Origin of the sequence: Stenotrophomonas sp. 704A1 (assembly GCF_030549525.1) — a bacterium.
Lineage (GTDB): Bacteria > Pseudomonadota > Gammaproteobacteria > Xanthomonadales > Xanthomonadaceae > Stenotrophomonas > Stenotrophomonas tuberculopleuritidis.
Map to the genome: position 1 here is coordinate 1,681,483 of NZ_CP130831.1, position 26,516 is coordinate 1,707,998.

The following is a 26,516-nucleotide window of genomic DNA, read 5'->3' on the forward strand; positions in this document are numbered from 1 at the left end:
GCTTCGCCCGATCAATCCCGAGCCAGCTTCAGGCCGGGATCGACCCGTGCCAGTTGGGTGTGCGACCAGCAGCGCACGAACTGCCCGTTCTCGCCGAGCGGCCGGTTCGCCACCGCCGCCGAATACTCGTCAGTGTCGCTGGTGTCGTAGCAGATGACCTTGATCTCGCCGCTGTCGCAGCGGATGGAGTGGATCTGGCCGTCGGTCATATCGACCACGACGACCTGCGGAACGAGGCCAAGTTCGCGGGCGGCCGACAGGATGGGGCCATATTCGGCGGCGTCGAAGCAGATGAACGGCCCTTCGTACCGGGCCTCTTCGGCCAGGTCCCTGGCCTTGTCGTAGTGGATACCCAGGTCGTATTCCTCCTGGGTGATCCTGACCTTGAAGACCGGCACGTTGGGGCTACCGGAGGCACCGATGCAGACGACCGCGACTTGCATCTCGATCTCACCGCCGTCGGCAGGTTCGGTCGAGGGGATGACGGCTCGGCCCGTGGGGGCGTCGTCTTCCATGCCCATGCGCTCGCGCATTTCGTCGATGAAATCCTCGGGGGCCATCAGGCCATAGCTCGCCAGGCGCAAGGGAATGTCCTCTGCACAGAGGTTGCCGTCCCCGATGCGTTGCTGCATGAAGGCGGCGATCTCGGCTTCGAGCGCATCGCTGTTAGTCGCCGAGGGCAACTCGGTCACCTCGATCGACCAAACATCCACCTTCGCGGCGGTCTCATCGATTATTGATCCGGCCTCAATGAACTTGACTCAAGCCGCATAGCGTACCGTGGCGTGCTCGAAGTACTTGCGGATGCGCTCGGGCTGGCGTTGCACGCTGCGAAGGTGCTTGGCTGTGGCTTTGGCCAGTTGCAGCTTCGTTCGCGCCGGTGCCAGCTTCGTGACCGCCTGCTTGATATCCGCATTGGCCATCTCATCCGGGTTCAACTCCGGGCTATAGCTCGGTAGGTAGAACACCTCGATGGCATCGGCATGCTCGGCCAGCCAGGCCTTGACCGGTTTGGCATGATGCACCCGCAGGTTGTCCAGGATCAGGAACACCTTCTTGGTCTGTCCCTTGATCAGCCGGCGCAGGAAGTCGATCAGGATTGTGGTGTTGAGCGCCCCGTCAAAGATGCGCCAGCGCATCTGCCCTTTGTTGGTCACGGTGGAGATGACCGACAGGTTGTGGCGCTTGTTGTTGACCCGCACCACCGGCGTCTGGCCCTTGGGCGCAAAACCACGGCCGCGTACATCGTCGCTGCGCAGTCCACTCTCGTCGCCCCAGTGAATTTCGGCTCCCTCGGCCTTGGCCCGCGCGGCAATGGCGGGGTAGTCCTCGTCGAGCCACTTCTTGACCGCCGCCGGTGACTGCTCGTAGGCCTTCTTCATCGGCTTTTGCGGCGTGAAGCCCCAGCGCGCCAGGTACTTGCCCATGGTGCGCACTTGCAGTCGCAGCCCAAAGCGCTGTTCGATGAGTTGGGCCACAGCGGCGCGGGTCCACAGCGCGTAGGGCATCTTGAGCTGATCGGGCGTCTTGTCGGCGATGAGCTTGCGCACCAGGGCCTCCTGGGCGGGGTCGAGCAAGCGGTTTTCGCCGAGCTTGCGCCCGCCAATGGCGTCGTGCAGCGCCTTGGCACCGAGCGCCTCATGGCGTTTGCAGATGTTGAAGACGCCTGTGCGACTCAGGCCGGTGAGCGCGGCGATCTTGTCGTAGGTGTTGCCGGCCTTGCGTAGCCGGATGACCTGAACCCGGCGCTCATGCCGCGCTTCGCGGCTCAACGATCTCATGTCAGTTGCTTGCATGAATCCGAGTTGGGGGCGGTGCAGATAAATTCAAGTGCACAAGGGCCGAATCAATAGCAACCTCTCGCCGATGGCGCGGACCCACATGCGTTGCAGCCGTGCCAGTATTTCCGACGCGGCCTCGCCGTTGAGCAAACAGGTCACGTCCAGCGTCAGGCGGGCCTTCACGTTTTCGGGCGTGGATTGGGTATGGGTGTTCATGGAAATCTCCTTGGAATGAAAAATGCGCAGCCACGTCCACGGAGACCGTGGGCGTGGCTGCAAGGTGGGAACAATGGAAAGCCGGCGGCGCGAGGCCGGCGTTGGCGTGGGGATCAGGCGGCGACCAGTTGCCGGGCCAGCGCGACCTCGACGGAATCACCGTCCTGGTTGAGCACATCCAGGCCCGATTCGGGCACGTCGCCCGAGGTGGACTGCGAGACCATGATCTTCTTGGCCATCAGCTCCAGGCAGGTCATCTGCGAGGAACCGGCGTAGCCGAGGTAGATCACGCGCACCGGCTGTTTCTGTCCGATGCGCCAGGAGCGGCGTGCCGCCTGCTGGAGCGAGTACACGTTGTAGCCCGACTGCATGAAAACGATCGTCGGGAAGTCCAACAGGTCCAAGCCCGTCTTGACCAGCTCGGGGTTGGTGATGAGCACGTCGATGCCACGGTCCAGTTGCTCGGCGATCCAGTCCTCGCGGCGGCTGGCGTCCACGCTTGCGCGCAGCACCGCCACCCGAAAACCTTCCTGCTCCAGCAGCACCTTCAAGCGCGACGTGGTGTCGCGCGTGCCGGTATAGACCGTGTAGGCCAGGACCTTGCGGCCCTGCGCCTTCTCTTCTTTGCAGATGTCGATCAGCTCGCGCTCTTTCGGCGTCACCTCAAACTCGTTGAACTGAGCCGGGACGAACGCCAAGGTGTTGCGCGTGCGCGGATGCACCACGGTTTCCGACCGGAAGCAGCAGTCCGGCCAGGCCAGCAGCACGTTGAGCACCACACCCAGCAGCGTCGTATCGCGTCGCGCCAGAGCCTGTTTCAGCTCCGCGGTCAGCCGACCCGCCAGGTCGCGGTAGGCCGCGGCTTGCGCCGTGTCCATTGCGACTTCACGGAACTCCTCGTCATACGGCGGCAGGACGTTGCCGCCGATGTCCTTGAGCTTGAGGAAGATCGTGAACGGCAGGATGCACCGCAAGACCCCTTTCGGCCCGAAGCCGGGAGCCTTGACCGTGCGCACCGATACCTTGGTGCCCCTGGCCGTCTTGTGCGCCGTGCCGGTGCTTTCGGAGTAGATGTCCTTGAGGACCCCGTGGTCCCTCATGAACGCCATGGCCGCCGAGGTCATGCTGCCGCTCGTGGTCGGGCGGTAGCCGTCTTCGATCATCCGCCCAGGCAGGGCTCGGAACAGCAGGTAGAACAGGTCGTCCCCGTAGCCGCCCATCAGCGTGCCTGTCAGCAGCAAGGTCTTGCGAGCCTTCGCCGCCAGCACGCCCATGGCCTGGCCCTGGGCACTGCCACCGTTCTTGTACTCGTGGGCCTCGTCCGCGATGCACAGGTCGAACGTGCCTTGAGGCAGGTAGCGCTTGATGAACTCGGACGGCTGGTAGCCGCCTTCGCCGAAGCCGAACTCCATGTTCGCCATCGCTCTTTCCATGCGATGCGCCTGGCGGTCAGAGAAGACCAGTTCGCCGTTGCCGTCCATGAGGTTGATGAACTCATGGATGTTGTCGCCCAGCATCGACGCGAGGAAGCCTTCGCCGAACTTCTGCATCAGCTTCTGCGCGGTGACTTCCCCGATCGTCGGGATGCGCTTGAGGGCTTTCAGCACGGCCGAGGACTGGTCGCTGCCGGACAGGCTGCGCGGGCGGATCAGCGTCCACAGGGGGGCGGCGCAATGGCTGCACTTCCTGCGGTATTCCTCGGCTTGGAGCGCGACCGGATTGACCGGCTCGCCGTCGAGGTCGGTGATGACCGTGCCGCAGTCCGGGCACGCCGCCACGTTGCCGTGACGGGTGCGCCGCTGGGTGAAGACGGGCTTCCAGTGGAACCCCATCCGCATCCTGACCCGGCCCAAGACGAAGAACTCCTGGCCCGTGGGCTGGACATTCAACTGCTCGCGCAGCTTGATGAGCTTGATGAGCGTGTCCGGCCCGTTGAGCACCCACACCTTGGCGCCTGCCACCGTCTCCTGGATCTCGCGCCGCCACTTGTAAACAAGGTGCGGCGGCGAAAGAACCAGGGTGCGGCGATAGCCTTCGGCGTTGAGCACGGCGGCCGTGGCGATGCCGACGGTCGTCTTGCCGCAGCCCATTTCGCCATTGACGATCGCGGCGCGTTCGCCACGGTCGATCAGCAGCTCGGCGGCGGCGTGGACGACTTCGGCCTGGGCCGGAAACAGCTTGCGCTTGAGGCTGGCGACGACGAGTTGCCGGTGCGCCTGCGGCTGGCCGTTATAGACCGGCGGGTTCGCGCTGTTGAGGGCGTCGAGCAGTTCGTCGCCGAACTCGCCGACGAAATCCTGAAGGCTCAGGGTCAGAGGGGAAGATTCCGCATCGAGCAGTTCGCCCTGTACGGGCGCGGCTTCAGCGGCAGTGGTTTCGAGATCGAGGGACATGGTGATGCTCCAAAGAAAATGGGGCATGCACCACCCCCGCGGGGCGATGGCATGCCCCGTGGTGGGATGAAGAGACGGCAGGCGGCCGTCGTCTGGGAGAGATCAGTACTCGCTGGGCAGTAGCAGCGTGGTCACGCTGCGATCCCATTCGGTGATAATCCAAAGCTGCAGGCCGGGTGCGACCTGGTAGGAAGAGAAAAGGCGGTCCTCGCCGGACTCCAGCGCGGCATCGTTCTGCCGCTTGTCGTAGTCGTCGAGGTCGCCCCAGTCGCCATTGAGGTGGCGGTGCAGATACGGCACCGGGTTGAGCCGGCCCTGCTGGACCAGGGCGTCAACGCCACAGGTCACGACGGTCTCGCCAGGGAAGAAGCGCCGGCTCGATGCTTGGCCGATGGGAAGTGCTTGGGCTGCCATGGAAAGGCTCCTTGAAGATGAAGGGGCCACGGCGCCCCCTCGGGGCGACTGGACCCCGGTGGGTGGAGGAAGCCGACGGTGACCGTCAGCGGTAGAGAAGCGATCAGCGGATGGTCAACACCTCGCCCCGCGTGGCGGAGCCGGGCGTCATGTCCCACGCGCGGATGACGGGCACGAACTTGTCGGTGAGGATGCGGGTCTCGGCGATGGAGCCGTCTTCGCGTTCGGTGAATTCCCGCTGGAGCGTCTTGTCCTTGTGGGTGTCACCTTTGACGACGAGCACGCGCCCGGTCTTGGAGCGCACAACCCCCGAGATCGCGCCCGCGGCCAGAGCCAGGGCGAGATGCCAGTGGGACAAGGCACGCGCCGGTGGACGCAGCGACTGCTGCGCGGCCCCCAGGTGCGTGTCCTGCGACGGCCAGAGGCCTTGCAGCCGGCCGACTTCATCGGCGAACTGCTCTGGCTCCATCGTCACGCGGAAGAAATGCTCCGGCTCGGCCGGACTGGCGGGGACGATGTACGGCAGGAACGGCCATTCGCTCGGCAGTTCCTCGGCTTCGACTTCACCAAGCCCGATCTGCAGCAGCAGATTGCGCACGGCCTTGAGACCATCGGGTGCCAGCTCGCGCTGGCGCACCCTGCGGCCGAAGATCACCACCTGCTTGAACTGCGTTTCCACCGCTCGGTAGATGCGTAGGTCCGTGTAGTGGCGTGTCAGCCAGCCGACCAGCTCGGCGTCGAGCACGTAGCCAGGGACGATGAAGACCAGCACGCCGCCATACTGCAATAGCGAGAGGCTGCGCTGATAGAAGAGCTTCTCGAAGCGGGCACGGCCCTGGCCCTGATAGCCGATGTTGCCGTTGACGTCCTTGGACAGATCGCCATACGGTGGGTTGAGCCAGAGCAGCCCGAACGACTGCTTTGAGATCATCGTGTCCATCAGGTCCGCGTGCAGGCAATGATCGACCAGGCCGCGGGCATGGCGTGCCCGCTCCGCGTCGAACTCGACGGCGAACGCCTTGGCTTGCTCGCGCCCGAGAGCATGAGCGGCTTCGGCGATCGCCACGCCTTCGCCGGCGCAGGGATCGAGGATGCACATCGGGCCATCGCTGGGCATCAGTGCGTTGAGGGCTCTTTCGAGCGTGGGTTCGTCGGTCGGGTAGTACCCGTTCTTGGAGAAATTGCGGGCGAGCCGCGGGAACATGAGGGCCATGGAAGTCTCCTGGTTGGCGGGGATGAAGTGCGAAAGCACGCCTTGGCGTGCTCTCGCGGGCGGGTCAAGCCGCTACCGCTTCCGGCGTCCAAATCTTGGCCGGATACGGATAGGCGGTGAGCACGTCACTGCGGATCAGGGAGCCCAGCGCCAGGGTCAGCGCCGGCACGTCGATGGCGAGCCGATGGCCTTCCAGCGACCCGAGGGCGAACGGAAGACGGGCCAGCATCTCGCGGGTCTGTAGCAGCTCCAGCACGGTTTCGCGCCAGTGGTCGAGCAGCGGCAGTGGGCAGGTGTCCCGCACCAGCATCCACAGGCGGTCAAGCCGGTGGGCGCTGCCCTTGGGCAGCAATGCCAGTGCGCTGGCGTTGGCCTTGTCGGGCTTGACGCAGCGGCGGTCGAACAGCCACACGTTGGACAGCGAACCGAACAGCGTTCGCCGGTAGGCGCGGGTCATGCGCTTTTCCAGACGATCGACGTTGCTGACGAACACCGGGACGCTGCCGCCCTGGTCGGTGATGACGTGGAACTGGTCCAGGCCCTGTTCGTCGCGCCCGAGGGTCAGACGAGCGAGGAACTGCTGGACGGCGGTGTCGCGCGCCCAGATCGACAGGAAGATCAGATTGCCCTGGTCATCGCCGACGCAAGCATCGGCCATCACGTCGGAGCATTCGTCGATGCGATACAGCGTGGTGGAAGAAGTGTTTTCGGGCATGGTGGTGTCCTCGGATGAACGGGAACAGCACCGCCCGCTGGGGCAAGTACTGCCCCAGGGGGTGGAAGAAAGCCGCTCAGTCCGGCTCGAACTGCCGGGTGTGCGGGTTGAAGTGAAGCGCCTCATCTACCGAAGTGATTGGCGTGAAGCCCTCCAGGTAGATGTTGTTGAGGTACTGGTCGCGGTGGGTCAGTGCCTGCCGTGCCTGTGCCTCGGTGAGGCCGTTGCTGATGAAGTACTCCAGCATTTCCTCGTCGGAAGAAACTTCGTCGTTGGACAAACTCCCTTCAACGAGCTTCAACAGCGAGGGCGGAAGCGCAGCCAGGATCGGGTCCATGTCGGTTCCTCCTGGCTCAGGCCATCAGCGCTGCGGTGGGTGCCGCAGGTGCCGTGGGTGTGCGCCGCCGCGCGTGGTAGGCGCGAACGCCTGCACGCCAGTCGGCGGACTGCTCTGGTGCGAGGTCCAGATAGGACAGCGGGCACGTGTAGTAGTACGGGTGCATGGACTCGTCCAGTGGCTTGTAGCCCCACTGGTCGCCGCTGCGTTCGAGAAGATCGCAGCGGATGTAGCGCAGGGATTGGCCTGGCGCCAGATGACGATGCACGCCTTCGACCTTGGCCGTCACTTCCGTGACGGACCACAGGACGTTGCCGCGCAGCGCGTGGGCGATGACCTTGACGCTGGCGCGCTCGGTCTCTTGCGGTGCGATCAGTTCCGCGATCAGTTCAGACCGCGATTGGGGGGAGAAATACCAGCCCATGAAAGGCCTCCTGAAGAATCGAGCCGGAGGCCTCCCCGTGGGGGAGAGCCCCCAGCGGGTGATGGAATGCCGCGCGTGCGGCGATGGAGTCCGGTGCGGACTAGGAGCCGCAACCGGCTGGGCAGTAGCCCAGTTCGATGCCATGGGAGCAGTAGCCGTTCGCAGCGTTCCACTCCTGCGTTTCCTGCCGTTCGGCAGGGGTTGCGTAGTCCCATTCCTGGGTCGCGATTTCCAGGGCCTGAGCCCGCTGGGTTTCCGGCAACCGACTGGCTTGCGCGTCGATCTCCGAACTGAAAAGCGTGACCCAGTGATCCCAGGACAGGCCGCAACCACGCTGGGCGTGCTCGGCGGCCGTCTTGCAGACAGCGCGCCACGCGGGTTCGTCCAGCGTGCAATGAGGTGCATCGCAAGCGATGGTGGACATGATGGAGACCTCCAGAAGAAAGTCGGAGCCTCCCCCGCATGGGGAAGGAACCCCGGCGGATGGATCAAGAACACCGCGGATGCGGCGTCTGCGATCACGCAGGTTGCAGTTCGGCCTGGCGGCTCCACTCCTGCGTCTTGAAGTCCAGCGCGTAGCCCAGTTCACCCAGGCGGGCGATCTGCGCGCGCAGGGTGCGGCGGTCGATGGTCGAATCCAGTTTCACGGACTCTCCCAGCGGCCAGAGCAGCCCGAACAGCGCGGCGTCGCCATCTTCGGTGCTGCCGGGGGCAGCAGCCGCAGCGGGCGGCGGGGCATCCACACCAAAAGGCGTGGTATCGATCAGCGGGTCCGCGGACGCCTGCACGGATGCGGGCTTGGCGGGTCTGGATGCCTTGGCGGGCTTGGCCGGCGTTGACGCAGGCTGCGCGCCCAGTTCTTCATCGAGCGGATCGACTTCCTGGGTGGTGAAGCTGCGTGCCTCGTCACGGCTCAGTTTGTCGATGCCGTTGAGCGTCATCCCGTCCAGGTTGGCACGGATCTCGAACCGCATGCCGTCGCCGACGGGATAGGACTTCGGGAAGATGTAGCGGATGACGAACTCCCCGTCGTACTTGCCTTCGGGGTACTGCTCCAGCTCCGCATCCTTCACCGCGAACTTGCCGATGGGGGTGACAAGTCGGCCGACGTTGAAAGGGCCGTTTCTTCCGCGGATCGTGCGCAGCGTGAGTTGGCCTGGGACGGTGATGGGCGAACCCGATTGGTCGGGCGCCGATGTGACTGCCATGATGGTTCTCCTTGGGGAATAGGAAAAAGGCAAGGCCCCGTGAGGGGCCATGCCGGATCAGAACGAAGCAGCCAATGCCGGCTCCTGCTCCTCGACTTCACCTGCGGGCTCGCGCACGGCGGGCTCGACAGGCTGGTCGGCAGCGGTGTCGGCGGCAACCTCGGCTTCGGGCGCGGGTGCGTCCTCGGCTTGCGGCGCCTCGGCTTGCGCCTGGCTCGTCGGATAGACCTGGGTGCCGTCGATCTTGATGAGACCGATGTGGACCAGCGTCGATTCCAGGCTCGCTCCCGGTTCCCCGGCGCGCTCGCCCTTGGTGCGGATGTACGGATCGATCTTCATGTCGTTCAGACGGAAGGCGATCAGCACCTTGCGGTCCCCTTCGATGGCCTGCACGCACCGGCGAACCAGGTGCTCGGCTTCAGGGGTGGCGACGATGGTGTCGAAGTACCGATATTCCGGTTCACCGACAGGTCCGGCCAGCGCCGCGACGCAGCACGACAGGAACGGATCGCCATCCTTGGGGGAGACGTCCTTCGGGCGGCTGAGGTAGCCGATGCCGCGGGTGATCAGCTCGTGCAGCTTGATCGAAGCCAGTTCGGCCCGGTCAAGCGGCTCGGCCTTCAGCAGTCGCGCCTTCAGAGACGCGGCGGCCTGGCCCTTGTGCTCACCCTTGTCGCGGATGTACGCATCGCCCCAGAGGTCGCCGAGGCGGAAGCGCACCAGCGGCCGCTGCTTGGGATCGTCAACGCCGATGTAGCGCTCGACCAGTTTCTTGGCCTCGGCACCCGAGACCTTGACGTCGAAGTAGCGGTAGCTGGGGTCCTTGGCGGAGCCGACCAGCGCGGCGATGGTGCATGCCAGGAAGGGCTGCGCACGGCGGCCGCCCCGGACGGGAACCTCGCGGACACGCTGGATGTAGCCGATGCCCGAGGTGTGGAGGTCGAAATACGATTTCTCGTTGGACGTGGTGCTCATGGTGAATCTCCATTGGGATGAAGCGGAGACACACCGGCCCCACGCATGCGGGGAAAGGTGCGTAACCCCGCGGTGGGTTGATAAGGCGAAAGCATCCGCCACCAGGACTGGTGGCCGCTCGCGGATGGATGCGGTGCGAGCTGGCTCGGTCACGCAGTGGAAACTGCGCGGCAACCTCGAAGACCGATGGTTGCCTGGCATGTCGCTGACAACGTCAGCAGGCATGGGGGCAGCATGGACGGGCTTCGCGCGCGCGGCAGTAATCAATCGGCATCCGGACGCTTCCCTTTGTCCATGCCGCCAGCGCCGCAAAAAAAGAAGCCCCCATGAAGGGGGCCGTGAGGGGACAGTGGTATTCGCACTACATCGATGGCACCACCTCCAGCGACAGGTGCGTCGTGGTGGCGGATAGCATCAGATCGTCCATGCCGCGCAGGATGCGGGCGAAGACGCCTTCCTTCGGATCGAAGAACTCGCCGAAGTCGTCGCCACCCAGCTCGGCACGCGCCAGTTCCCACCAGCCGTCAAACGGGTCGGTATCCGGGTTGCAGCCGACGGCATAGGCCAGCAGCTTCACGCGGCCATCGGGACGGCGCTCTCCCTGCTCGGCGAGGAAGTACACGCCCTGGTCCTTGGCGAGGACGACGCGGCATTGGTTGGCAACGGCCTCGGCCAGCACGGGGCGCAGGTCGGAACCTTTGAATCGCAGTGACATGGTTGATCTCCTGAAGAAAAAGGCCCTCCACCCGAATGGATGGAAGGCCTATGGGGGCAAGTCGCCGGTAGGCTGCGGTCAGCCGTAGCGCCGCTTGGTTGCCTTGGCGTCGATGACGCTCACGTCGATCAGACGCCAGTGCCCGTCGTCGATAAGCCGCTCCAGCACTTCACCGAGCATGTCGAAATACACCTCGTCGTGCCGATCGACCAGTTCGCCGTCGCGGCTCAGTTCCACCGCGTAGGTGTCGCCGCCGCGGTCGTAGAGGATCGTCACCTGGCCCTCGAACTTCGAGGTCGAAACCGAGAAGCTGATCGCCGGGGGTGTCTCGATGATCTTGGACGGCTTCGGATCGACCCAGGTGAAGTCGCGGGCACCCGCATCGACCAGCATGTGGGTGATGCGCCGGAACCCATCGGGAGCCGGCATTTCCTCCAACTGCTGGATGAGCTGTCCCAGTTCCATGCACTGCGGCTCGGGGATGGGCAGCTTGGCAGGCGCGGAGCCGAGGATGTGCCTGGTGATGGTGTAGGGAACACCGTCCGCGGTCTTCTCGGTGATTACTTCCGGGGTGTCCGCGCGCAGGCCGTCGAAGCGGCGGCGGGCATACGGTTGGACATGCACCTTGGCGCCTTCGCTGGGAAGGGTGGTCACCAGGTGGGGGTCGAGCACCGCGAACTCGCTGGGCTTGAGCTTGACGACGATGGCGTCGTCGCTGGCCGCGACCACCTTGCCGTCGAAGGGCTGGGGGTCGATGGCGAAGCCCAGCGTCGAGGACTGCGGCTGATCATCGAACACGCGATACTTGAACGACCGCACGTTGCGGGGCACATGGCCTGCGACAAGCGAAGGCATCATGGATTTGATGAGGGAACGGTCCATGGGAATCTCCTTGAGGAAGAACAAGGGATTCCCCGCCCGCAAGGGAGAGGTCCCTTGTGGGTGGATGGACGCGGTGCGTCCGTAGGAAGAAACAACCAGCGCGGTTTCCCGTGCTTGCAGCCTCGAAGGTCTCGGCTGCCTGGGCATGTGTCGGCAACGCCGACGAACATGGGGGCAAGGATGGCCCTGGGCCGGGCTACCCGCCCGCATGAAACGGCACTGCGCCGCACCCGGTTTCCCGCGCTGGGGACAAGAAAAAGGCCCCTCGAAAGGGGCTGGTTGGATCAGGCTTGGTACACGAAGTAGTGTTCGCGCTGACGCGGGAAGAACACATGCTTCCACGTGTCGCCGCCGGTGTTGCCACCGTCGAAGACGACCATCTCGTAGTCGTCAATGTCGGTGTCCACCAAGTCGGCGCCGGCGATATGGCGCATGTGCAGCGTGCCGTGCGTGCGCTCGAATACCAGGATCTGGCCGATGGCGTCGTCCTGGCTCATGGCGTTGACGCAGGCTCCGAGCTGGTGCTCGAAGTCCGGTGCGCGCGAAATGAGGTTGGGGAACATGAGGTTGCTCCTATGAAAATGGACCAGCCCGACTCTTGGGGGAGACGGGCTGGCATGAGGGGACAAAGAGGAAGACCCGCGTGTCGCGCGGCTGCTAGCCCTCGGCCAGCGGCAGGCCCAGCAACGCGGGTGCGTCTGCATCGAGGATGAGGATGCGCACATCGGCCTGGCCAGCCAGTTCAAGGATGTTCGCCAGGTCGTCCGGCATGCCCTTGTTCCGGTGCTCCTGTCGAAGCTGCTCGGCGGTGATGCCCTCGGCGTGCTCCAGGTTCTGGTCCGTCCAGGGCGTGGAAATCAGCTTGACGCCGATCGCCGGGCTGTACGGCACACGGAAGGCGATGAACAACATGGCCTCCGGCGTGGCGATGTCCGCCAGGCCGGCGAGGTAGTGCCAGCTATCGACCGTGATGTGCTCACGGCTGATTTCCCAGCACCGGCTGTAGTAGCCGGTCTCGAAACTCAGGCGCTGCATCGCTTCCCGCGCGGCCTCGGCCGAATAGGCGTCACCGACGTGGACTGGGCGGCCGTCGAAGTCCTCGCCATGGATGGCATAGACCACGGCACCGATCACACCTTCGCCGCTGACGCCTTCACCGGCATCGCATTCGGCCAGTACCTCGGCGTTCACGGCTTCGCGGCCATCGCTGACCACGGCGAAATCGTTGGCGACGATGCAGGACGATGAAACCAGTTCCTCGTCGGAGAGGTGTTGCTGGCTCGCGTGGATGTTGCGCCAGACATGCGGGCTTCCGTCCTCGTAGCTGATGCACAGCGTGCGGACGATTTTCAGATTCCAGTAGCCACGGTGAAAGGGATTGGGTTTCTGGGACATTGGGAACTCTCCAGATTGAATAATGGAGCCAATTCCCGCCACCGGGAATTGGACCCGGTGGGTTGAAAATGGAAAATGCGTCAGGCGGCGCTGATCGTTGGCATCTGGGCCAGTCGGTCGGCGACGCGACGGCGCACATTCAGGCGGAACTGCTCGTCGTTGATGCCTGCGAGCAGGTTGGCGGCCTCCAGCGCGATCAATGCCGAGGCCTCTTCGATGTCGGCGGACAGGATCGTCTTGCGCAGTTGGTCGCCGAGTTGGAGCGCCTGCGAGGACGTTCTGAAGACCTGGACCTCGCGGCTCAGGTAGCAGCCGTTGCCGCCGAACTCGAACAGCCTCGGCCTGCTGCAATGCCAGCAGCCTTCGAACTGGATGGCGGTCAGGCGATGGCCGTCATCGAAGCAGGAAGCGATCAGAAGCAAGGCTTCCAGGTCGGCGCTGTCCTCGAACTTGTGGTGCTCGATCAGGTTCTCCAGCTCCGCGTCCTGCTCGGCACCGAAGTGCGCGGCCAGCCGTTCGAGCAGAGGTGGAATCGACAACTCTTCGTCGTCGGGCATGGGGATGCCGAGTTGTGCGGCCAGGTCTTCCAGGCCGTCCAGCACATCCGTCCAGCGCGGATCATTGGTCTCGGCGATCTGGGCGATGTAGGCCTGCCCGTTGCCGGGATGGCCTTCGTTCAGCGCGAAGGCGCCGAACAGCGCCTTGATGACGGGGGTGACACGCTCCAGCACGAGAACGCCCGTGCCTTCGTAGTAGTTGTTCGCCATGGTGGCTCCTTTCGAGAAAGCGGAGCCAGCCCATGCGGACGATGGCATCCGCAGGGTGATGGAGAAGAAATTGAGGGACATGGCCTTTTGGGCGCATGTCCCTCTCGGGGGGAACGAAAGACAGTGGTGTGCCGGAGACCGGCTCACCAACCGTTGTAGTTCACGAGCAGGTCGGCGATGACCTTGCGGCGTTGCAGGTCGAGACCGTCGAAGTCCGACAGCCCGTGGAAGTGGCAGCGCTTGAGCATGGCACCGCCCTCACGCGCGTTGTAGAAGCTGACCATGGCAGACAGGAACATGCGTTCGCCGCTGCTCAGGACGCCGAGGGCGTCGTTGAGCCGCAGCATGTTGGGACGCAGATCCCACTTGCTCTTGGCCTGGTTCAGACCTTCACGGGTGCCGTCGCCGAACCACTCGGGGCCAGCAATCTCGACGCCACGCTTCCATGCCTCGAAAAAGGCTTGAGGCGCGGCGGCGAAATGCTGTTCTTCCCGCATGATCTGATCGACGACTTCCCGCGGCAGTAGCTGGTTCATGACGTGATTCCTCCAGTTTGGATCAAGGAACGGCGAGCTGGGACCAGCCGCCTCTTTCGAGGGCACGTTGAGCCGCGGCATAGCTGCGGAAGTACTCGCGGGATTCCCGCGAAACGGGGCCTTCGGTATCGCGCGTGCCGATGTAGTGGCCGGCGGCGCTTTGCAGGACTTCGAGCGGCAGGAACTTGCCGCAGTAGGTCGAGGCCAATTGCCCGAAGGTTTGGCCGAAAGAGGCTTGCTGGGACATGGATAGGCTCCTTGGAAAAGCGGGGCCTCGTCCCTCACGGGATGGCGGCTCCCGCACGCGGTTGATAAAAGGCATCGACGTCACGAGGACGCGCGTCCGCAGACTTGATGCGATGCGGACTGGTGGGTAACGCGGGAGAGACCCGCGACAGCCTAAAACCCTGGCTGCTGGCATGTGCTGACGAATCAGCGAACATGCGGGCAGCTTCGTGCGCGGACCGCGCTGCGTCAGTTGGAAAATGGCATCCAGCCCAGACCCGATTGATGGGGACCGAAAGAAAGAAGCCCCGCATCGAGTGCGGGGCTGTCAGGAGGGTGCGGTGACGCTGGGTCAGTCGGGCTTGTCGCCCAGGACATACTGCTTCCACAAATCGAATGCCTGCTCGGGTGGAAGCTCGGCCAGGATGACGATGGGCTGGGCCTGCCGGGCGCGCAGCGAAGCGAAGTACGCCTTCCGGTCGGCGATGGCCTTGAGCTTGATGCCCTTGATAAACAGCAGTTTGCCTTCCTTGATGAACAGCACCTTGTTGCCGATGTCGCGGTTGAATGCGGCTCGCACCTTGCGTTCCGCGTGCATGGCGTCGGCCAGCTCATCGACCAGGAAGTCGAGCGTCATGTCGATGTAGTGAGGGTCTTCACTCTCGTGGCCGAGGTCAAGCGGCGCAGGCGGCAGGCCCTTGGCGAAGGCTTCGGCCTGCGCCAGTAGCCCCGCCTTGCCGTTGAGCGCGTGGAGGAACGTCGAGCCACCGTGGCCGTCGTTGCGGGCCTCGGCGATGGGAGTACCGTCGAACACGACGGTTGCGTTGAAGCACAGTGTTTCCTCGCTGGCGAAGTCGGCCACCTTGAGGTTCTTCAGCGTAATGCGGTCTTGCTTGGTGATGTTGTCCATGGGGAAGTCCTGAGATCGACCGGGCGGCGACATGCTCCTGACGGGACGTGGCGGCCATCCCGTGGGTTGGAGAAATGAGGCATCGATGCCCAGTGGGCAGCGTTCGCCGGTGAGATGCCGAGGCGAACTGGCGGGTGGCGTGGGTGAAACCCGCGGCAGCCTTGACACCCTGGCTACGGGCTGTTGCCGAACCATCGGCAATGCAAGAGGGAGAATGGAGTGGCCCGCAGGCTGCGTCGCCGATCAATCCGAAGCGGTCGAGCCCGTCTTGTGCAGGTACTGCACCAGGCGCTGGCCCAGCCACGCCATGCACGGGACGGCCATGGAGTTGCCGATCGCCTTGTAGCGCGGAGCATCTGCAGCGGGCTTGCCGCGGTACGGGATCAGCGTGTAGTCGTCGGGCATGCCTTGCAGCCGCTCGCACTCCACGGGCATCAGCCGCCGCACCCGCCAATGCGACCAGTCGCCGGGGCCAGGGTCGTTCCAGTCGTAGCGGAAATGCGCCTCGAAGTCGGGAGCCAGGACATAGGGCTTGTCCGCGCCGCCGCCGCTGGTGCGCAGTGCGCCCGCTACGCTGCCGCCCAGCTCGGCGGCAAGACCCTGCTCGCGGCCGTGCAGAGACACGCAGGCCACCATAGGTACGCCGTAGCCCGGCTTGCCGTTGGACAGCACGGTGCAAGCGACCTGGCCATGGCCCGACTCGAAGCGCACTTCACCGCGGTTGTTCTGCGCGAACGCGATGGCGGGCACGACCCCGGCGTTCGCATGGCTGTTGCAATGGCCGCCAGCGCGCAACGTCGGTGTCAGGTCGAGCGTGGCATCGGCGCCGCTGCCCTGCGCGATGAAGGCGATGATCGGAACACCCTTGCCGGTGCCGTCCTCGCTGCTGCCCTTGCCGTTGTTGGCGGTGTCGAGGGTGTGGCTGATGTTGCCTGCGACGGATTGCACCAAGTAGGTCTCGGTGCAGATGTCGTGCTTCGGGCCGCCAGCCATCAAACTGGCTGCAAGATCGGTCGGGCCACGCCCATTGCTGAACCCAAACGTCGTCGTGACCTTGCCGCAGGGCTGCTTCAGTCCTGCATATCCGTCTGCTGGGTCAACACTAGGTTCAGCAGTGCAGGCAGCTTCTTGCCACGGCGCGCTGCCCGCACAAGAATCCCCGAGCAGGCCTGCGCGCTCAAAAAGTACTTCTGCGGGATCGAGGTCATCTCCACCACTTGCCACAAGAAACACACGCTTGCGGCGTTGGGCGACACCGAAATATTGAGCATCGAGCACGCGCCAGGCGATGCGGCGGCGGGGTCCAGACACACAACCAGCGTACGCCCATTTTTCCCCTGGCGGCTGGAGCGCACGGCTTTCTCCGGCCAGTGCGCCCAGGAAATGCCCGAAGGCATTGCTGCGGTCGTTGAGTACGCCTGGGACGTTTTCCCAGACGAGCGTGGCCGCCGGGCGGCTGTCTTGTTGGCGGGTTTGGTCGATGGCATTGGCAAGCTCCACATAGGCAAGGGAAAGGGCACCGCGCGGGTCATCCAGCCCGCGACGGCTACCTGCAACGCTGAACGACTGGCACGGCGTGCCGCCGACCAGGATGTCGGGCGCTGGCACAGTGCCGGCACGCACCTGGCGGGCGATCGCGGTCATGTCGCCCAGATTGGGCACGCGGGGTAACGGTGGGCGAGCACGGCGCTCGGGAACGGCTCGATCTCGGCGAACCATGCGGCTTCGAGGCCGAGAGGTTGCCAGGCGAGGCTCACGGCCTCAATGCCGCTGCACACGCTGCCGTACAGCAGTGGCGCGGTTTGGGGCACACCGCGTGGGGGGCGAGGTTGCGGGTTCATGTCGGGTCTCCTGTTTGTGTGGCCTTGGACTGTGTGGCCGGGCCGGGACGTTGATCGGCAGGAGAAAGGCGCCGAAGGCCCAGTGGCCTCCGGCTCGGGATGACAGAACCACCCGTGGGCTGTTGCAGGCCCGGTTGTCGCTAGAACCGGCTGCTCATCAAGCAATCGCACCCGGCGCATGTCGTGGTTGGCGCCGGCATCTTCTGGCGCACATCCGCGCACAAAAGGAGCCCAGTTTTTCGCCGTTGGGCACGGCATCGAATACCGCTGACCACGAAGGGTCTCCGGGTGGCTCGCAGGCGGGCAAGCCATCGGGGGACCCTTCGCAGAAGCGGAAAAATGCAGATCAGTAGAACGCGCCGGGAAACCCCGGACATGGTTCGTGGAGAAGCTACCTTCAGGTCCCGCGGCCGGGGACGGCCGGGCGGGACGCGCACACGGACAAGAGAAGGCGTTGCGCGCTGGGCGTCCCGCAGGGCGTGCGGGACATGGGCCACGCCGCCGATGGCGGACACGGCTCTCGGGGAACGGGGTCGGTCAAGAGCCTTTGCGGCCGCTACTGCCATAAAGGCGTAGAGATCGCGAGGCTCCGCGTTTGGACGCGCCGGATTCGACCGGCAGCGTACCTTTGCAGTCGGGGTAGCGACTGCACGACCAGAAGGGGCCGGTCTTGCCGGTGCGCTGGCGCGTGGGTGCGCCGCACTGCGGGCAAGCGGGTCCCTGGGGAACCTTGATGGACAGCGAGGTGCTGCCGTACTGCGCGATCAGTTGCGAAATCCATGCGGCCTGCTTGCCGATAAACACATCCAGGGTGAGCTGACCAGCCTCGATCATGTCGAGCGCCTGTTCCCACACTGCCGTCGTGCCGGGGTCTGCAATCGCCGCGGGTACGGCGTCGATCAGGGTGAACGCTGCATCCGATGCGCGAATGGAGCGTCCTTTCTTCACAAGGTAGCTGCGGGCGATCAACCCGCTGATGATGTTGGCCCGCGTGGCCTCTGTGCCGATGCCGACCGTATCCTTGAGCTTCTGCTTCAGGCGCGGGTCCGTCACCAGCTTGGCGACCCCCTTCATGGATTTGACCAGCTCGCCCTGCGTGTAAGGCTTGGGCGGCATCGTCTTGAGCGCCTTGATCTCGGCCTCGGTCACCTGACACGCCATGCCTTCGCGCAGCACGGGGAGTACCTGGCTGCGTGCCGTGGCTTCACCGTCCTCGTCCGCTTGCGGCTCGGCCAGCACCAGGCGCCAGCCCTTGACGATCACCTGTTTTCCGGTGGCCACCAGCTTCTGCTGGTCGCAGGACAGCTTGGCGACAGTGCGGTCGAACTCGTGGTGAGGGAGGAACTGCGCCAGGTAGTGCGCGCGGATCAGCCGGTACACCGCCAGTTCCTTCTCGCTCATGGCCGAGAGGTTCGCGGGTTCCAAGGTGGGAATGATGCCATGGTGCGCCGTCACTTTGCCGTCGTTCCAGGCGCGCGAGCGCTGGGAGCGGTCGAGCTGGCCCATGATCGGGCGCAGCGAGGGATCGGTCTTGAGCAGGCTGTCCAGAACAGTGGGCACCTCGGCAAACATGCTTTCGGGCAGGTAGCCTGAATCGGAACGCGGGTACGTAGTGGCCTTGTGGGTCTCGTACAGGGACTGGGCGATCTCCAGGGTTTCTTGAACATCCAGCCCAAGCTGTTTGGAACAGACCTCCTGCAAGGTGCCCAGGTCGAACAGCAGCGGCGGGCCTTCACGCATGTGTTCGGTCTCGACAAACACCACCTGAGCGCTACCCGCAGCGCGGATCTGTTGCGCGGCTTGCTGGGCAACCGGCTGTTGCAGGCAGCGGCCAGCGTCGTCGGTGCAGCCATCGGGCGGAACCCACTGCGCGCTGAAAGCCTGTCCACCCGCAGACAGGGACACGTCGATGGCCCAGAACGGCACCGACTTGAAGGCCGCGATCTCGCGGTCGCGGTCCACGACGAGCTTCAGGGTCGGCGTCTGCACGCGCCCGACGGACAGCACGCCGTCGTAGCCGGCCTGACGCCCGAGCACCGTGAACAACCGGCTGAGGTTCATGCCCACGAGCCAGTCGGCGCGTGAGCGCGCAAGCGCCGAGTAGTACATCGGCAGCGTGTCGGATGAGGGCCGCAACTTGCCGAGCGCGGTGCGGATCGACGCATCGTTGAGCGCCGACAACCACAGCCGTTCGATGGGGCCGCGGTAACCGCACAGGTCGATGATCTCGCGGGCGATCAGCTCTCCCTCGCGGTCGGCATCGGTGGCGATGACCAAATGGGTCGCCTTCGCCAGAAGCGCTTTGACGACCTTGAATTGCGTGGCGGTCTTCGGTTTGACCTCGACCCGCCACTGCTGGGGAACGATGGGCAACTGCTCCAGCGACCAGCGCTTGAGCGCCGCGTCATAGACCTCGGGAGCTGCTGCTTCTACGAGATGGCCAATGCACCAGGTGACGGTGACGCCGGAGCCGCTGAGACAGCCTTCACCGCGCTGCGTCGCGCCGAGAATCCGGCCAATGTCTTTGCCCTGGGAGGGCTTCTCGCACAAGAACAGCCGCATGTCAGTCCATCCGATTTCCATGGTTCATTGAGTTGCGGGAATCGAGGATGCCGAACACCACCAAGGGCAGCAGCAAACAAGCCGCATGCGGTGGCGACCACTTTTACGGGATGGGATGGCGGGGACGGGAGTGGCGTTCGGCCGGGGATGTGCGGGCCGGGAGCCGCGATTTTTTGGAGCGCACGGACGCCGGTGGACGTTGATGGAGCTATCCCCTGGGGATAGCTCGCGAGGGCATGGGGGCGACGGACGACTGCCACCGCCCCATGCCGGATCACTTCCTGCGCTTCGGCTCCTTCGGCGCGGTCGGTTCCTGGGCGGCCGGGGGTTTCGGCTGCGCATCCTGCGCGGCCTCTTGCTGCCTGGGGCTGAGGGCTACGGACTCGATGCGGAACGGCAGGATGCCGACGCTGCGCGCGTTGATCTGCCAGGTCTCGCGCGGCTGATCCTCGTTGTCCGTCCAAGGTTCGCGCTCCATCCGGCCGACGACCAGCACGCGCATGCCCTTCTGGTAGAGGTCCTTCCAGTGCGCGGCGTCGCGGTGCCAGATTTCCACCGGCGCCCAGAAGCCGCCGCGATCCTCGAAGGTGCCATCCTTCTTGGGAATGGGGTTGTCGAAATAGACGTTCAGGCGCAGAAGGCGGCTGGGCTCGTCGTTGCCGTTGGGGAACTCCCGGTACTCGGGGGGCGAGCCGATGTTGCCCTCGCCAGAAAAATGCGTACTCATGTTGCAATCTCCGTGGTGGTTGAAATACCCGCACCTGGTCGGTGACGAGCGCGTGCTGGGTTGCCCGGCGCGATCACTGATCGCGCAGTGCGGGTGGGATGGACTTGAGCCGACGCAGGTAAGCGTCTTCCGCCTCGGTGGCCTTGCTGGCACACTCCTGGGCCAGCCTGCCCAAGGTGTGCAACAGGCTGATCTGCATGTTCAGCGTGATGCGCTGCAGCTCGATGGCGTGCAAGTCGGCCAGCAGGTTGACCGGCGTGCTGGTACTCGCCATCAGCTCCTGCCACAGTGCCACGCCCATGGCCGAGCGGTCGTGCTTGCGCCAGCGAAGAAACGCCGTGCCTGCGCCAGTTGTCTGCTGGGCCAGTTCGATGGGGAGCAGGTGGAAGGGATGCCCGAGGGCTTGTTGCAGCACCTGTCGCTGCGCCAAGCCAATCAACTCGTCGCGCATGGCGAAGCACTGGCTGGCCCAGGCCTCCAAGTCCCCTTTACCCTTAAAGGGCTTTAAAAGGCCTTTTTGAGAGGCTGCGTGTTCCAACTGCATGAAGGCTGTCTGTTGCAGAGGGCGGAAGTAGCGGGTGTCGCGGTTTGGGTCGCTCATGCCTGCGCGTCCTCGCCGGCCGTCGCTTCGGGGGCGGCGGCCTCGTCGCTGGGCGATGCGGCTGCGGCAGGACCGTCACCGCGCTGCTGCAGGCCACGGCGCATGATGGGCGGCGCGAACTTCGAGCGGCGCGTGCCCTCCAGCACGTCCGGCGGCATCTCGCCGAACTTTTCCAACGCCGCCCGCGCTGCGGCATTCTTGGCGGCGAAGTCGTCGCGGGTGCAGCCCGAGTAGCGGTACTGCTGGGCCAGCGAGAACAGGCTGCGCAGTGCATGCGCGCCTTCGTTGAGCCAGCGTTCGAGCGTCGAGCGATCGATCAGCGCGGTGTGGTGCGCGAGGATCAGCTTGCGGGCGATATCGTCGTAGTCGGCGAGCAGGTACACGGCGGCAAAGCCGAGCTGCGCATTGACGAACAGCGGCAGCTTGACCGGCTGGACGTTGAGGTTTTCGCCCAGGGTGAGTGCCGGCGGCACGCTCGCCAGGGCCTGGTCCACCTGTTCGCGCAGCGATTGCAGCGTGGCCTTGGTCTGGTCGAGCTTGTCCTCGATGCGGAGCATCCAGAAGTCGCTGTACGGGTCGTCCTGCTCCGAGCCGCGCCGCATCTTGTTCATCTGGGCGATGTAGCCGTTCAGGCCGACGATGCCCGGTCGCCCTTCGGCGGCGGCGCGGCCGTGCCAGATGCGCGAGGCGTGGTGCGTGTGCAGCGTCAGCGACATCGCGCTGCGCAAGGAGCCGAGATTCAGTTGCAGGGGTTCGTTGGTGGTTGCCATGGTGTCCGCTCGTTGTTGGAAAAGAGCGGACAGCTTCGGCAGGTAGCGGAAGGCAGTCAGTCAACAAACCGAAACCCGCCCGTCCCCGGTTCACGGCGCGGTGGGTGCATGCGTCGCGATCTATCCCCTGGGGATAGCGCCATGGAGCGCCAAGGAACGCTGCACACCCGGATCAGCGCGAACAAGGCCGATCCCGCTGCAGGCGATCGAGGCCTGGCGTGCAGCGGTTCGACGTGTAGCCGTCAGTGGAACTATCCCCAGGGGATAGCTCTACTGGAAGCCACCGGCATCCACTTCACCACCTTGCAGGCCCGCTCACTTGCTGGCGAGCAGGTTGCGCAGCCGCTCGATGTGCTGCCTGGCGACTTCTGGCGGCACAGGCTTGCCCTGCGGCTGGGATGGTGGCGGTGCTGGTGGTGGCGGCCGCTCGTTCGGCGCAACGGGCGCCGATGGCGCGTCCTTCTTGGCCCAGGCGTTGAACTCGCCATGGATGGCCCGCTGGATGATGCCGAACAGATACCCTGCAGGATTGCGGATGCCATGGTTGCTGCATCGTGCAGCCCATTCGTCCAGCACGGCCTGCCTCAGCGCAGCATCGACCTGCTGTAGTGCCACCCTCGCACCTGTCTGCTGCTCTGCCTTCAGTTCCGCGAAGCGTTTGGGCCATTGCAGGTCGCCCAGCGCGCGCGCATGCGCTTGTGCCTGCGCGGTAGTACGTACTTCATTAATACGACTACTACGTACTGTACGGGCCTGCTTCGGATTCCGAAGAGAGGCGTCTGGCGCGGGTTTCGACCCTGCTTCGGATTCCGAAGTGGGATCGTCAGGATTCCGAAGAAGGCTCGTCGCCCCTTCTTCGGATTCGTGCGTGGCGTCCTCCTGTGGATAACTTTCGTGCGCCCCGACGCCCTGGCTGGCGAGGCGTTCGGCCAGGACTTGCAGCCTCGATGGCAGGGTGCGCCCGGCCAGCATCGGGTCTTCGCCGATTTCCTTGAGGGTGTGCAGGCCTACGATCTGCACGGCTTTGGCCGAATGGCCGAGCGCTTGGCTGACGAGTTGCAGGTAGTCCGGGTCGAGCTGCATCGCTTCAAAGGGGGTCAGCGGCTCGTCGTGCAGGACATAGAGGTTGCCGAGGATGCGGCCGGTCTTGGCGTCGCGCCGTCGCCGCACCAGGCTCAGCCATCGAGTCAGCCGCAGCAGCGTCAGTGCTCGCGCCACGGTTTCGTGCGAGGCTTGCCCGGCGCAGGGCATCGACGCCAGCCAGGGCCGAAGCTGTTCATACGTCGGGAACGCCGTCACGCCATCGTCGTTGAGCATCAGCCGGAAGACCTGCCAGGCATTGCGCTCCAGCGGCGTCAGGCGGCGGTCGAGGAACAGCCGTCGCGGTACGGTCTCGTGCCGGTTGCCGCTGAACAGGAAGGCATCGCCAGACGCCGGACCAGTGGGCATCGCGACAGGTGTAGGTGTGGGCGGGGGCGCGTCGGCGTTGGGCTTGGGCACAAGGTCTTTCAGCGCAGCGTCGAACAGGTCTGCGAGTGCGATGGGGCCACGACGTGGTGCGGTGTCGTCCACGGCCATGGTTAACCCAATCCTTGATCGACCCAGCTCTTGATCGAAGCCCAGACCACCGACAGAGGCAGCGACATGCCTTCGGCGAGGTCCATGGCGGCATCGAGGATGGAGGTTTCGTCTTCGAGATCGACGTTCCTGCTGCTGGTCACGGCCTTCCATTGCCGCCACAGCTCCGTGTCCTGCTTCTCGTCCAGCACGGGATGGCGACCCTTGCGCTTGGGCAGGCCGAGGATTTCGCGGCGAAGCGCCACTTCCTGGTGGGTCAGGCCGTAGAAGCGGCTGACCATTTCGGTGCTCGCGCCGAGGCGCAGCATGCGATCGACCGTGGCGATCTCCTTCTCCACATCCTGCGCCTGCCTGAGCAGACGCCGGAGCACTTCGCGGTTGACCGTCACCGAGCACCACGAGACGTTGGCGTTGGCCAGCACGCTGATCAGCGCGGGATGCTTGAGGGCGTCCAGCTCTTCCTCGCCAAACCCCATCAGCTTGCAGCGGCGCAGTTGCCCATTGCGCAGGTCATAGAGGGCCTGGGCGATGACGGCCTGGTTGAGTGGGTGTGGTGCGGACATGCTGGTCTCCCTCGGTCACGTTCCAGGGTCCGCAGCGCCGGCGTCCAGGTCGAGCAGACGGCGGGCCAGCCGCAGCAGCCGGAACAGCTTGACCAGTGCGGTGTCGCTCAGTCGCCGGGTTGCGTCGCCTTGTCCGTGCAGCAACGCCGACAGGTCGATGACGAATTGCCTGTTATCCAAGCCGACGTCGGCGGGCTGCTGACCGGCCATGCATGCCAGCAGCGCCAGGACGGCACGGCCCAGCGGCTCCAGGTCTTGGGCGTGGGCACGGCAGGCGAAACCGATGCCGTCTGGACGGTCATCGATGCACTCGTCCAGGCGAGCCTCGCCCGCGATCTCGCGGGCGAACTGCGCGACGTGGATGCGCAGGCGCTCGGGCGTGTCCAGGCTCGCGTCGATGTGCCAGACGTCGGAAATCGGGTAGAGACCGCCTGCTTGGACGGGAATGGACTGCAAGACGTTGGCCGAGAAATCGGGCAGCGCATCCCCCAGCTCGTCGGCGACCATCCGCTGAATGGATTGCAGCCGCTCCGTCGTCGGTGCAGGCGAAACGATGTGCCCCTGCAGCCGATCACCAGGAGCAGCCATGGGGCTTCCTGCGGGTGAGCCGTCCGACCCTGAGCCGCCCTCGCGCTCGCGCGACCCAGGTGTGGTTGCCGGCGTCGGGGCCGATGGGGCCGGCGCCGCGGGCGGGCGTGCCATGGTGTCAGGCTCAGGCAGCGTGGGGGGTGCCGTTGGTGGGGTCGGATCGCTGACCAGGGCGCGATGGCGGCTTTCGGATTCGGTGAGGTCGAGCGCCAGTACGTCGTAGTCGATGCCGAGCAGTTCGGACATTTGGCCGATCAGCTCGTCCTGCACGCGCTGGGGGGCGAACTCGTCGGCCTGCGTGTCGAACTGCGACAGCACCTCCTGAAAGAAGTCATCGAAGTCCTGTACCAGTAGTGTGCGGCCTTTGGCGTAGCGCTCCCACGCGAGCATGCAGGCCTTGCGCATGACCGACAGGCGTTCGACCTGGTGGCGGCCGAGCCCGCCATAGAGCACGGTCGGGATCGCCGGCAGGAGGTAGCGCACCGCGTCGTTCATCCGGCTGATGTGCGACTGCTGGACCGGGAAACCATCGGCGGCGAGGCGGCGTGCCAGTTCGGACTGGCTCAGGGCGGCGCCGCTTTCCTGCTCGTAGAACTCGCGCGCCTTCTCGACGCCGAGGGCGCGCTCGATGAACGTCAGGCCTCCACGCAATTCGTTCTCGGCCAGGTGGCCGGTCAGCATGACGACTTCGCCGCGGCTGGGCCACGGCCGGAACAGGCACGATATGCGAAAGAACCGCTCGTCCTTGGTCTCCGACCACAGTTCGCGCAGGATCGCCAGGCGCGTGTTGCCGCCGTTGCGAATGATGTAGTGGTCCTCGCCCGGGCGCCGGGTGATCGCCGGGGCTGCGTCCAGGCCGCGCTCGCGGATGGACGCCTTGATGTCCTCGTAGGCCGGGTTGCGCTTCTTCCTGGGATCGTGGTCGTAGGGGCGCAACTGGTCCAGGGTCACGACCATGGGCGTGTCGGCGATCGGGTCGCTCAAGGCCGAGGTGGACGGGCCGCTGCGCTCGAACCCGGCCGCGAGCAGCTTGCCGGCCATCTGCTGGGAGGTCATTTCAGCCATGGCGGCCTCCCTGCACTGGGGACCGGGCCTCGCGCTCGGCGCGGCGGATCTGCGCGCGGGCGTTGAGGGCGGCCCGGTGGTCACTGGCCGTCGAACTGGTGTAGATCGCGGCGCAGCCGGCCTTGGTGAATTTGAGGTGGCCGCCCGGCGTGCGCTTGACGTGCCAGCCCTCGCCGACGGCGAATTCGATCAGGGCGCGCAGCCGCTTATGGCCTCGGGCCAGTTCATGTGCGCTCGCCATGGGGCCTCCCGGTATCCAGAGGAAATGGCGGGCGGCCGGACACCGTGGCAAATCGGTGCTGCCATTGCGGGAACAGTTCGCCGGCGAGGCCGCGGATGGTGTCGAGCGCGGCGGGGGCGACTCTGCCCGGTGGCTGGCGGTATTCGACCCGATGCACTGGCAGGCCGCGCGTCGCGGCGCGCGGATAGGCTTCGATGGCCGGCACGTCGGTGGTCAGCACGCGGATGCCGGCGTGGTCCTGGAACAGGTCGCGCAAGGCCTGTTGGATCAGCCGGGCGTTCGCCGACACCGGGTGGACCCTGTTGATGAGCAGATGCAGCGGCGGCGGCTCAATGCCCAGGTGCCGGTACGGAGCGATGTCCTCCAGCAACTGCATGGTGCCGCGCCGCAGTTCGCGGGCGGCGAGGATTTCCGGGGTCACGGGTGACAGCGCGAGATCGGAAGCGAGCACCGCCATCTCCAGCGTCACCGAACGCGCGCCCTGGGTGTCGATCAGCACCAGGTCGTAGAGAGGAGCCAGCATGGGCAGCAGGTGCCGCAGCCGCAGGCGCCCATCCGGCGCGTGCAGCAACAAGGTGCTCAGCTCGCCCCGGTGGTCGTTGGACAGCACCAGGTCCAGACCCGTAATGATCGTGCGGGACACGAGCTGGCCGAGGTCGCGCTCGTTGAAGGCCAGCAGCTCATAGATGCCACCAGGCGCACGGTGTCCCAGTTCGTAGTAGGACGACAAGGTGGGCTGCACGTCGAGATCGAGCAGCAGCACGCGCAGCCCCGCGTCGGCGACGAGCCCGCCCAGGTTCGCGGCAGTGGTGGTCTTGCCGACGCCACCTTTCGTTGAAATGATGGATACAACCTGCATGGCGTTCTCCGTGTG

At 65.2% G+C, this 26,516-nt stretch carries 31 protein-coding genes; all 31 read right to left on the bottom strand.

Annotated features, from left to right (window positions below; genetic code table 11):
• Positions 1–11: 11 nt before the first annotated feature.
• Entirely contained in the window at positions 12–692 is a 681-nt protein-coding gene (locus Q5Z10_RS07845) for a hypothetical protein (RefSeq protein ID WP_303638618.1), read from the bottom strand.
• A gap of 69 nt (positions 693–761) precedes the next feature.
• Positions 762–1,796 (bottom strand): IS630 family transposase, encoded by a 1,035-nt coding sequence (locus tag Q5Z10_RS07850; protein WP_073673098.1) that lies wholly within the window; start codon positions 1,794–1,796, stop codon positions 762–764.
• A 30-nt stretch (positions 1,797–1,826) separates the two neighbouring features.
• The gene (locus Q5Z10_RS07855) at positions 1,827–1,997 is read right to left on the bottom strand and encodes a hypothetical protein (protein ID WP_303638619.1); all 171 of its coding nucleotides are present in this window, start codon (positions 1,995–1,997) and stop codon (positions 1,827–1,829) included.
• A 113-nt stretch (positions 1,998–2,110) separates the two neighbouring features.
• On the bottom strand, positions 2,111–4,390 hold the full coding sequence (locus tag Q5Z10_RS07860; protein ID WP_021205692.1) for a helicase-related protein: 2,280 nt from the start codon (positions 4,388–4,390) through the stop codon (positions 2,111–2,113).
• A 102-nt stretch (positions 4,391–4,492) separates the two neighbouring features.
• On the bottom strand, positions 4,493–4,804 hold the full coding sequence (locus Q5Z10_RS07865) for a hypothetical protein (RefSeq protein WP_003821089.1): 312 nt from the start codon (positions 4,802–4,804) through the stop codon (positions 4,493–4,495).
• Between the two features lie 103 nt (positions 4,805–4,907).
• Positions 4,908–6,017: a DUF6094 domain-containing protein gene (locus Q5Z10_RS07870; protein ID WP_003821088.1), complete on the bottom strand. Its 1,110-nt coding sequence runs from the start codon at positions 6,015–6,017 to the stop codon at positions 4,908–4,910.
• Positions 6,018–6,081: 64 nt separating this feature from the next.
• Entirely contained in the window at positions 6,082–6,732 is a 651-nt protein-coding gene (locus Q5Z10_RS07875; RefSeq protein ID WP_003821087.1) for a hypothetical protein, read from the bottom strand.
• A 76-nt stretch (positions 6,733–6,808) separates the two neighbouring features.
• Positions 6,809–7,069 (bottom strand): hypothetical protein, encoded by a 261-nt coding sequence (locus tag Q5Z10_RS07880; protein WP_003821086.1) that lies wholly within the window; start codon positions 7,067–7,069, stop codon positions 6,809–6,811.
• A 16-nt stretch (positions 7,070–7,085) separates the two neighbouring features.
• On the bottom strand, positions 7,086–7,493 hold the full coding sequence (locus tag Q5Z10_RS07885) for a hypothetical protein (protein WP_003821084.1): 408 nt from the start codon (positions 7,491–7,493) through the stop codon (positions 7,086–7,088).
• 100 nt (positions 7,494–7,593) lie between these two features.
• Positions 7,594–7,917, bottom strand: coding sequence for a hypothetical protein (locus Q5Z10_RS07890; RefSeq protein ID WP_003821078.1), 324 nt, complete (start codon positions 7,915–7,917; stop codon positions 7,594–7,596).
• Positions 7,918–8,011: 94 nt separating this feature from the next.
• Positions 8,012–8,701, bottom strand: coding sequence for a DUF3275 family protein (locus tag Q5Z10_RS07895; protein ID WP_003821074.1), 690 nt, complete (start codon positions 8,699–8,701; stop codon positions 8,012–8,014).
• Positions 8,702–8,758: 57 nt separating this feature from the next.
• Positions 8,759–9,676 (bottom strand): DUF3577 domain-containing protein, encoded by a 918-nt coding sequence (locus Q5Z10_RS07900; RefSeq protein ID WP_031692692.1) that lies wholly within the window; start codon positions 9,674–9,676, stop codon positions 8,759–8,761.
• 361 nt (positions 9,677–10,037) lie between these two features.
• A complete protein-coding gene (locus tag Q5Z10_RS07905; RefSeq protein ID WP_003821070.1) occupies positions 10,038–10,391 on the bottom strand; it encodes a DUF3085 domain-containing protein in 354 nt (117 codons plus the stop codon).
• A gap of 78 nt (positions 10,392–10,469) precedes the next feature.
• A complete protein-coding gene (locus Q5Z10_RS07910) occupies positions 10,470–11,273 on the bottom strand; it encodes a hypothetical protein (RefSeq protein WP_003821069.1) in 804 nt (267 codons plus the stop codon).
• Positions 11,274–11,557: 284 nt separating this feature from the next.
• Positions 11,558–11,836, bottom strand: a complete 279-nt coding sequence (locus Q5Z10_RS07915) for a hypothetical protein (protein ID WP_003821068.1) — start codon at positions 11,834–11,836, stop codon at positions 11,558–11,560.
• A gap of 94 nt (positions 11,837–11,930) precedes the next feature.
• Entirely contained in the window at positions 11,931–12,668 is a 738-nt protein-coding gene (locus Q5Z10_RS07920) for a DUF5983 family protein (protein WP_003821067.1), read from the bottom strand.
• Between the two features lie 80 nt (positions 12,669–12,748).
• Positions 12,749–13,435 (bottom strand): hypothetical protein, encoded by a 687-nt coding sequence (locus tag Q5Z10_RS07925; protein ID WP_003821066.1) that lies wholly within the window; start codon positions 13,433–13,435, stop codon positions 12,749–12,751.
• Positions 13,436–13,578: 143 nt separating this feature from the next.
• On the bottom strand, positions 13,579–13,971 hold the full coding sequence (locus Q5Z10_RS07930) for a hypothetical protein (protein ID WP_003821065.1): 393 nt from the start codon (positions 13,969–13,971) through the stop codon (positions 13,579–13,581).
• Between the two features lie 22 nt (positions 13,972–13,993).
• Entirely contained in the window at positions 13,994–14,218 is a 225-nt protein-coding gene (locus Q5Z10_RS07935) for a hypothetical protein (protein ID WP_033470933.1), read from the bottom strand.
• Between the two features lie 330 nt (positions 14,219–14,548).
• The gene (locus tag Q5Z10_RS07940; RefSeq protein ID WP_033470935.1) at positions 14,549–15,106 is read right to left on the bottom strand and encodes a hypothetical protein; all 558 of its coding nucleotides are present in this window, start codon (positions 15,104–15,106) and stop codon (positions 14,549–14,551) included.
• Positions 15,107–15,349: 243 nt separating this feature from the next.
• The gene (locus tag Q5Z10_RS07945) at positions 15,350–16,750 is read right to left on the bottom strand and encodes a DNA cytosine methyltransferase (RefSeq protein WP_442758944.1); all 1,401 of its coding nucleotides are present in this window, start codon (positions 16,748–16,750) and stop codon (positions 15,350–15,352) included.
• On the bottom strand, positions 16,747–16,947 hold the full coding sequence (locus Q5Z10_RS21410) for a hypothetical protein (RefSeq protein WP_442758945.1): 201 nt from the start codon (positions 16,945–16,947) through the stop codon (positions 16,747–16,749). Before Q5Z10_RS21410 ends, Q5Z10_RS07945 begins: the two co-directional genes overlap by 4 nt.
• A gap of 537 nt (positions 16,948–17,484) precedes the next feature.
• A complete protein-coding gene (locus Q5Z10_RS07950; RefSeq protein ID WP_003821061.1) occupies positions 17,485–19,509 on the bottom strand; it encodes a DNA topoisomerase III in 2,025 nt (674 codons plus the stop codon).
• A 274-nt stretch (positions 19,510–19,783) separates the two neighbouring features.
• A complete protein-coding gene (locus tag Q5Z10_RS07955; protein ID WP_003821059.1) occupies positions 19,784–20,236 on the bottom strand; it encodes a single-stranded DNA-binding protein in 453 nt (150 codons plus the stop codon).
• Between the two features lie 73 nt (positions 20,237–20,309).
• The gene (locus Q5Z10_RS07960) at positions 20,310–20,837 is read right to left on the bottom strand and encodes a DUF3158 family protein (RefSeq protein WP_003821057.1); all 528 of its coding nucleotides are present in this window, start codon (positions 20,835–20,837) and stop codon (positions 20,310–20,312) included.
• Positions 20,834–21,607, bottom strand: coding sequence for a PFL_4669 family integrating conjugative element protein (locus Q5Z10_RS07965; RefSeq protein ID WP_003821056.1), 774 nt, complete (start codon positions 21,605–21,607; stop codon positions 20,834–20,836). Before Q5Z10_RS07965 ends, Q5Z10_RS07960 begins: the two co-directional genes overlap by 4 nt.
• Positions 21,608–21,922: 315 nt before the next feature.
• Complete coding sequence (locus tag Q5Z10_RS07970) at positions 21,923–23,185, bottom strand: STY4528 family pathogenicity island replication protein (protein ID WP_003821055.1); 1,263 nt, start codon at positions 23,183–23,185, stop codon at positions 21,923–21,925.
• Positions 23,186–23,187: 2 nt separating this feature from the next.
• Positions 23,188–23,748: a DUF2857 domain-containing protein gene (locus tag Q5Z10_RS07975; protein ID WP_003821054.1), complete on the bottom strand. Its 561-nt coding sequence runs from the start codon at positions 23,746–23,748 to the stop codon at positions 23,188–23,190.
• 15 nt (positions 23,749–23,763) lie between these two features.
• Positions 23,764–25,401 carry a ParB family protein gene (locus tag Q5Z10_RS07980; RefSeq protein ID WP_033470938.1) on the bottom strand — a complete coding sequence of 546 codons (1,638 nt, stop codon included), beginning with the start codon at positions 25,399–25,401 and terminating at the stop codon, positions 23,764–23,766.
• Positions 25,394–25,642, bottom strand: a complete 249-nt coding sequence (locus tag Q5Z10_RS07985; protein WP_003821044.1) for a hypothetical protein — start codon at positions 25,640–25,642, stop codon at positions 25,394–25,396. Before Q5Z10_RS07985 ends, Q5Z10_RS07980 begins: the two co-directional genes overlap by 8 nt.
• Positions 25,626–26,501, bottom strand: coding sequence for a ParA family protein (locus Q5Z10_RS07990; RefSeq protein ID WP_003821043.1), 876 nt, complete (start codon positions 26,499–26,501; stop codon positions 25,626–25,628). The genes Q5Z10_RS07985 and Q5Z10_RS07990 overlap by 17 nt, the downstream gene beginning before the upstream one ends.
• Positions 26,502–26,516: the final 15 nt, after the last annotated feature.

What these genes read in the sequence shown, in the direction of transcription:
- Q5Z10_RS07850 (WP_073673098.1), bottom strand. Translation starts at nt 1,796, where the DNA reads ATGCAAGCAACTGACATGAGATCGTTGAGCCGCGAAGCGCGGCATGAG.
- Q5Z10_RS07855 (WP_303638619.1), bottom strand. Translation starts at nt 1,997, where the DNA reads ATGAACACCCATACCCAATCCACGCCCGAAAACGTGAAGGCCCGCCTG.
- Q5Z10_RS07860 (WP_021205692.1), bottom strand. Translation starts at nt 4,390, where the DNA reads ATGTCCCTCGATCTCGAAACCACTGCCGCTGAAGCCGCGCCCGTACAG.
- Q5Z10_RS07865 (WP_003821089.1), bottom strand. Translation starts at nt 4,804, where the DNA reads ATGGCAGCCCAAGCACTTCCCATCGGCCAAGCATCGAGCCGGCGCTTC.
- Q5Z10_RS07870 (WP_003821088.1), bottom strand. Translation starts at nt 6,017, where the DNA reads ATGGCCCTCATGTTCCCGCGGCTCGCCCGCAATTTCTCCAAGAACGGG.
- Q5Z10_RS07875 (WP_003821087.1), bottom strand. Translation starts at nt 6,732, where the DNA reads ATGCCCGAAAACACTTCTTCCACCACGCTGTATCGCATCGACGAATGC.
- Q5Z10_RS07880 (WP_003821086.1), bottom strand. Translation starts at nt 7,069, where the DNA reads ATGGACCCGATCCTGGCTGCGCTTCCGCCCTCGCTGTTGAAGCTCGTT.
- Q5Z10_RS07885 (WP_003821084.1), bottom strand. Translation starts at nt 7,493, where the DNA reads ATGGGCTGGTATTTCTCCCCCCAATCGCGGTCTGAACTGATCGCGGAA.
- Q5Z10_RS07890 (WP_003821078.1), bottom strand. Translation starts at nt 7,917, where the DNA reads ATGTCCACCATCGCTTGCGATGCACCTCATTGCACGCTGGACGAACCC.
- Q5Z10_RS07895 (WP_003821074.1), bottom strand. Translation starts at nt 8,701, where the DNA reads ATGGCAGTCACATCGGCGCCCGACCAATCGGGTTCGCCCATCACCGTC.
- Q5Z10_RS07900 (WP_031692692.1), bottom strand. Translation starts at nt 9,676, where the DNA reads ATGAGCACCACGTCCAACGAGAAATCGTATTTCGACCTCCACACCTCG.
- Q5Z10_RS07905 (WP_003821070.1), bottom strand. Translation starts at nt 10,391, where the DNA reads ATGTCACTGCGATTCAAAGGTTCCGACCTGCGCCCCGTGCTGGCCGAG.
- Q5Z10_RS07910 (WP_003821069.1), bottom strand. Translation starts at nt 11,273, where the DNA reads ATGGACCGTTCCCTCATCAAATCCATGATGCCTTCGCTTGTCGCAGGC.
- Q5Z10_RS07915 (WP_003821068.1), bottom strand. Translation starts at nt 11,836, where the DNA reads ATGTTCCCCAACCTCATTTCGCGCGCACCGGACTTCGAGCACCAGCTC.
- Q5Z10_RS07920 (WP_003821067.1), bottom strand. Translation starts at nt 12,668, where the DNA reads ATGTCCCAGAAACCCAATCCCTTTCACCGTGGCTACTGGAATCTGAAA.
- Q5Z10_RS07925 (WP_003821066.1), bottom strand. Translation starts at nt 13,435, where the DNA reads ATGGCGAACAACTACTACGAAGGCACGGGCGTTCTCGTGCTGGAGCGT.
- Q5Z10_RS07930 (WP_003821065.1), bottom strand. Translation starts at nt 13,971, where the DNA reads ATGAACCAGCTACTGCCGCGGGAAGTCGTCGATCAGATCATGCGGGAA.
- Q5Z10_RS07935 (WP_033470933.1), bottom strand. Translation starts at nt 14,218, where the DNA reads ATGTCCCAGCAAGCCTCTTTCGGCCAAACCTTCGGGCAATTGGCCTCG.
- Q5Z10_RS07940 (WP_033470935.1), bottom strand. Translation starts at nt 15,106, where the DNA reads ATGGACAACATCACCAAGCAAGACCGCATTACGCTGAAGAACCTCAAG.
- Q5Z10_RS07945 (WP_442758944.1), bottom strand. Translation starts at nt 16,750, where the DNA reads ATGACCGCGATCGCCCGCCAGGTGCGTGCCGGCACTGTGCCAGCGCCC.
- Q5Z10_RS21410 (WP_442758945.1), bottom strand. Translation starts at nt 16,947, where the DNA reads ATGAACCCGCAACCTCGCCCCCCACGCGGTGTGCCCCAAACCGCGCCA.
- Q5Z10_RS07950 (WP_003821061.1), bottom strand. Translation starts at nt 19,509, where the DNA reads ATGCGGCTGTTCTTGTGCGAGAAGCCCTCCCAGGGCAAAGACATTGGC.
- Q5Z10_RS07955 (WP_003821059.1), bottom strand. Translation starts at nt 20,236, where the DNA reads ATGAGTACGCATTTTTCTGGCGAGGGCAACATCGGCTCGCCCCCCGAG.
- Q5Z10_RS07960 (WP_003821057.1), bottom strand. Translation starts at nt 20,837, where the DNA reads ATGAGCGACCCAAACCGCGACACCCGCTACTTCCGCCCTCTGCAACAG.
- Q5Z10_RS07965 (WP_003821056.1), bottom strand. Translation starts at nt 21,607, where the DNA reads ATGGCAACCACCAACGAACCCCTGCAACTGAATCTCGGCTCCTTGCGC.
- Q5Z10_RS07970 (WP_003821055.1), bottom strand. Translation starts at nt 23,185, where the DNA reads ATGGCCGTGGACGACACCGCACCACGTCGTGGCCCCATCGCACTCGCA.
- Q5Z10_RS07975 (WP_003821054.1), bottom strand. Translation starts at nt 23,748, where the DNA reads ATGTCCGCACCACACCCACTCAACCAGGCCGTCATCGCCCAGGCCCTC.
- Q5Z10_RS07980 (WP_033470938.1), bottom strand. Translation starts at nt 25,401, where the DNA reads ATGGCTGAAATGACCTCCCAGCAGATGGCCGGCAAGCTGCTCGCGGCC.
- Q5Z10_RS07985 (WP_003821044.1), bottom strand. Translation starts at nt 25,642, where the DNA reads ATGGCGAGCGCACATGAACTGGCCCGAGGCCATAAGCGGCTGCGCGCC.
- Q5Z10_RS07990 (WP_003821043.1), bottom strand. Translation starts at nt 26,501, where the DNA reads ATGCAGGTTGTATCCATCATTTCAACGAAAGGTGGCGTCGGCAAGACC.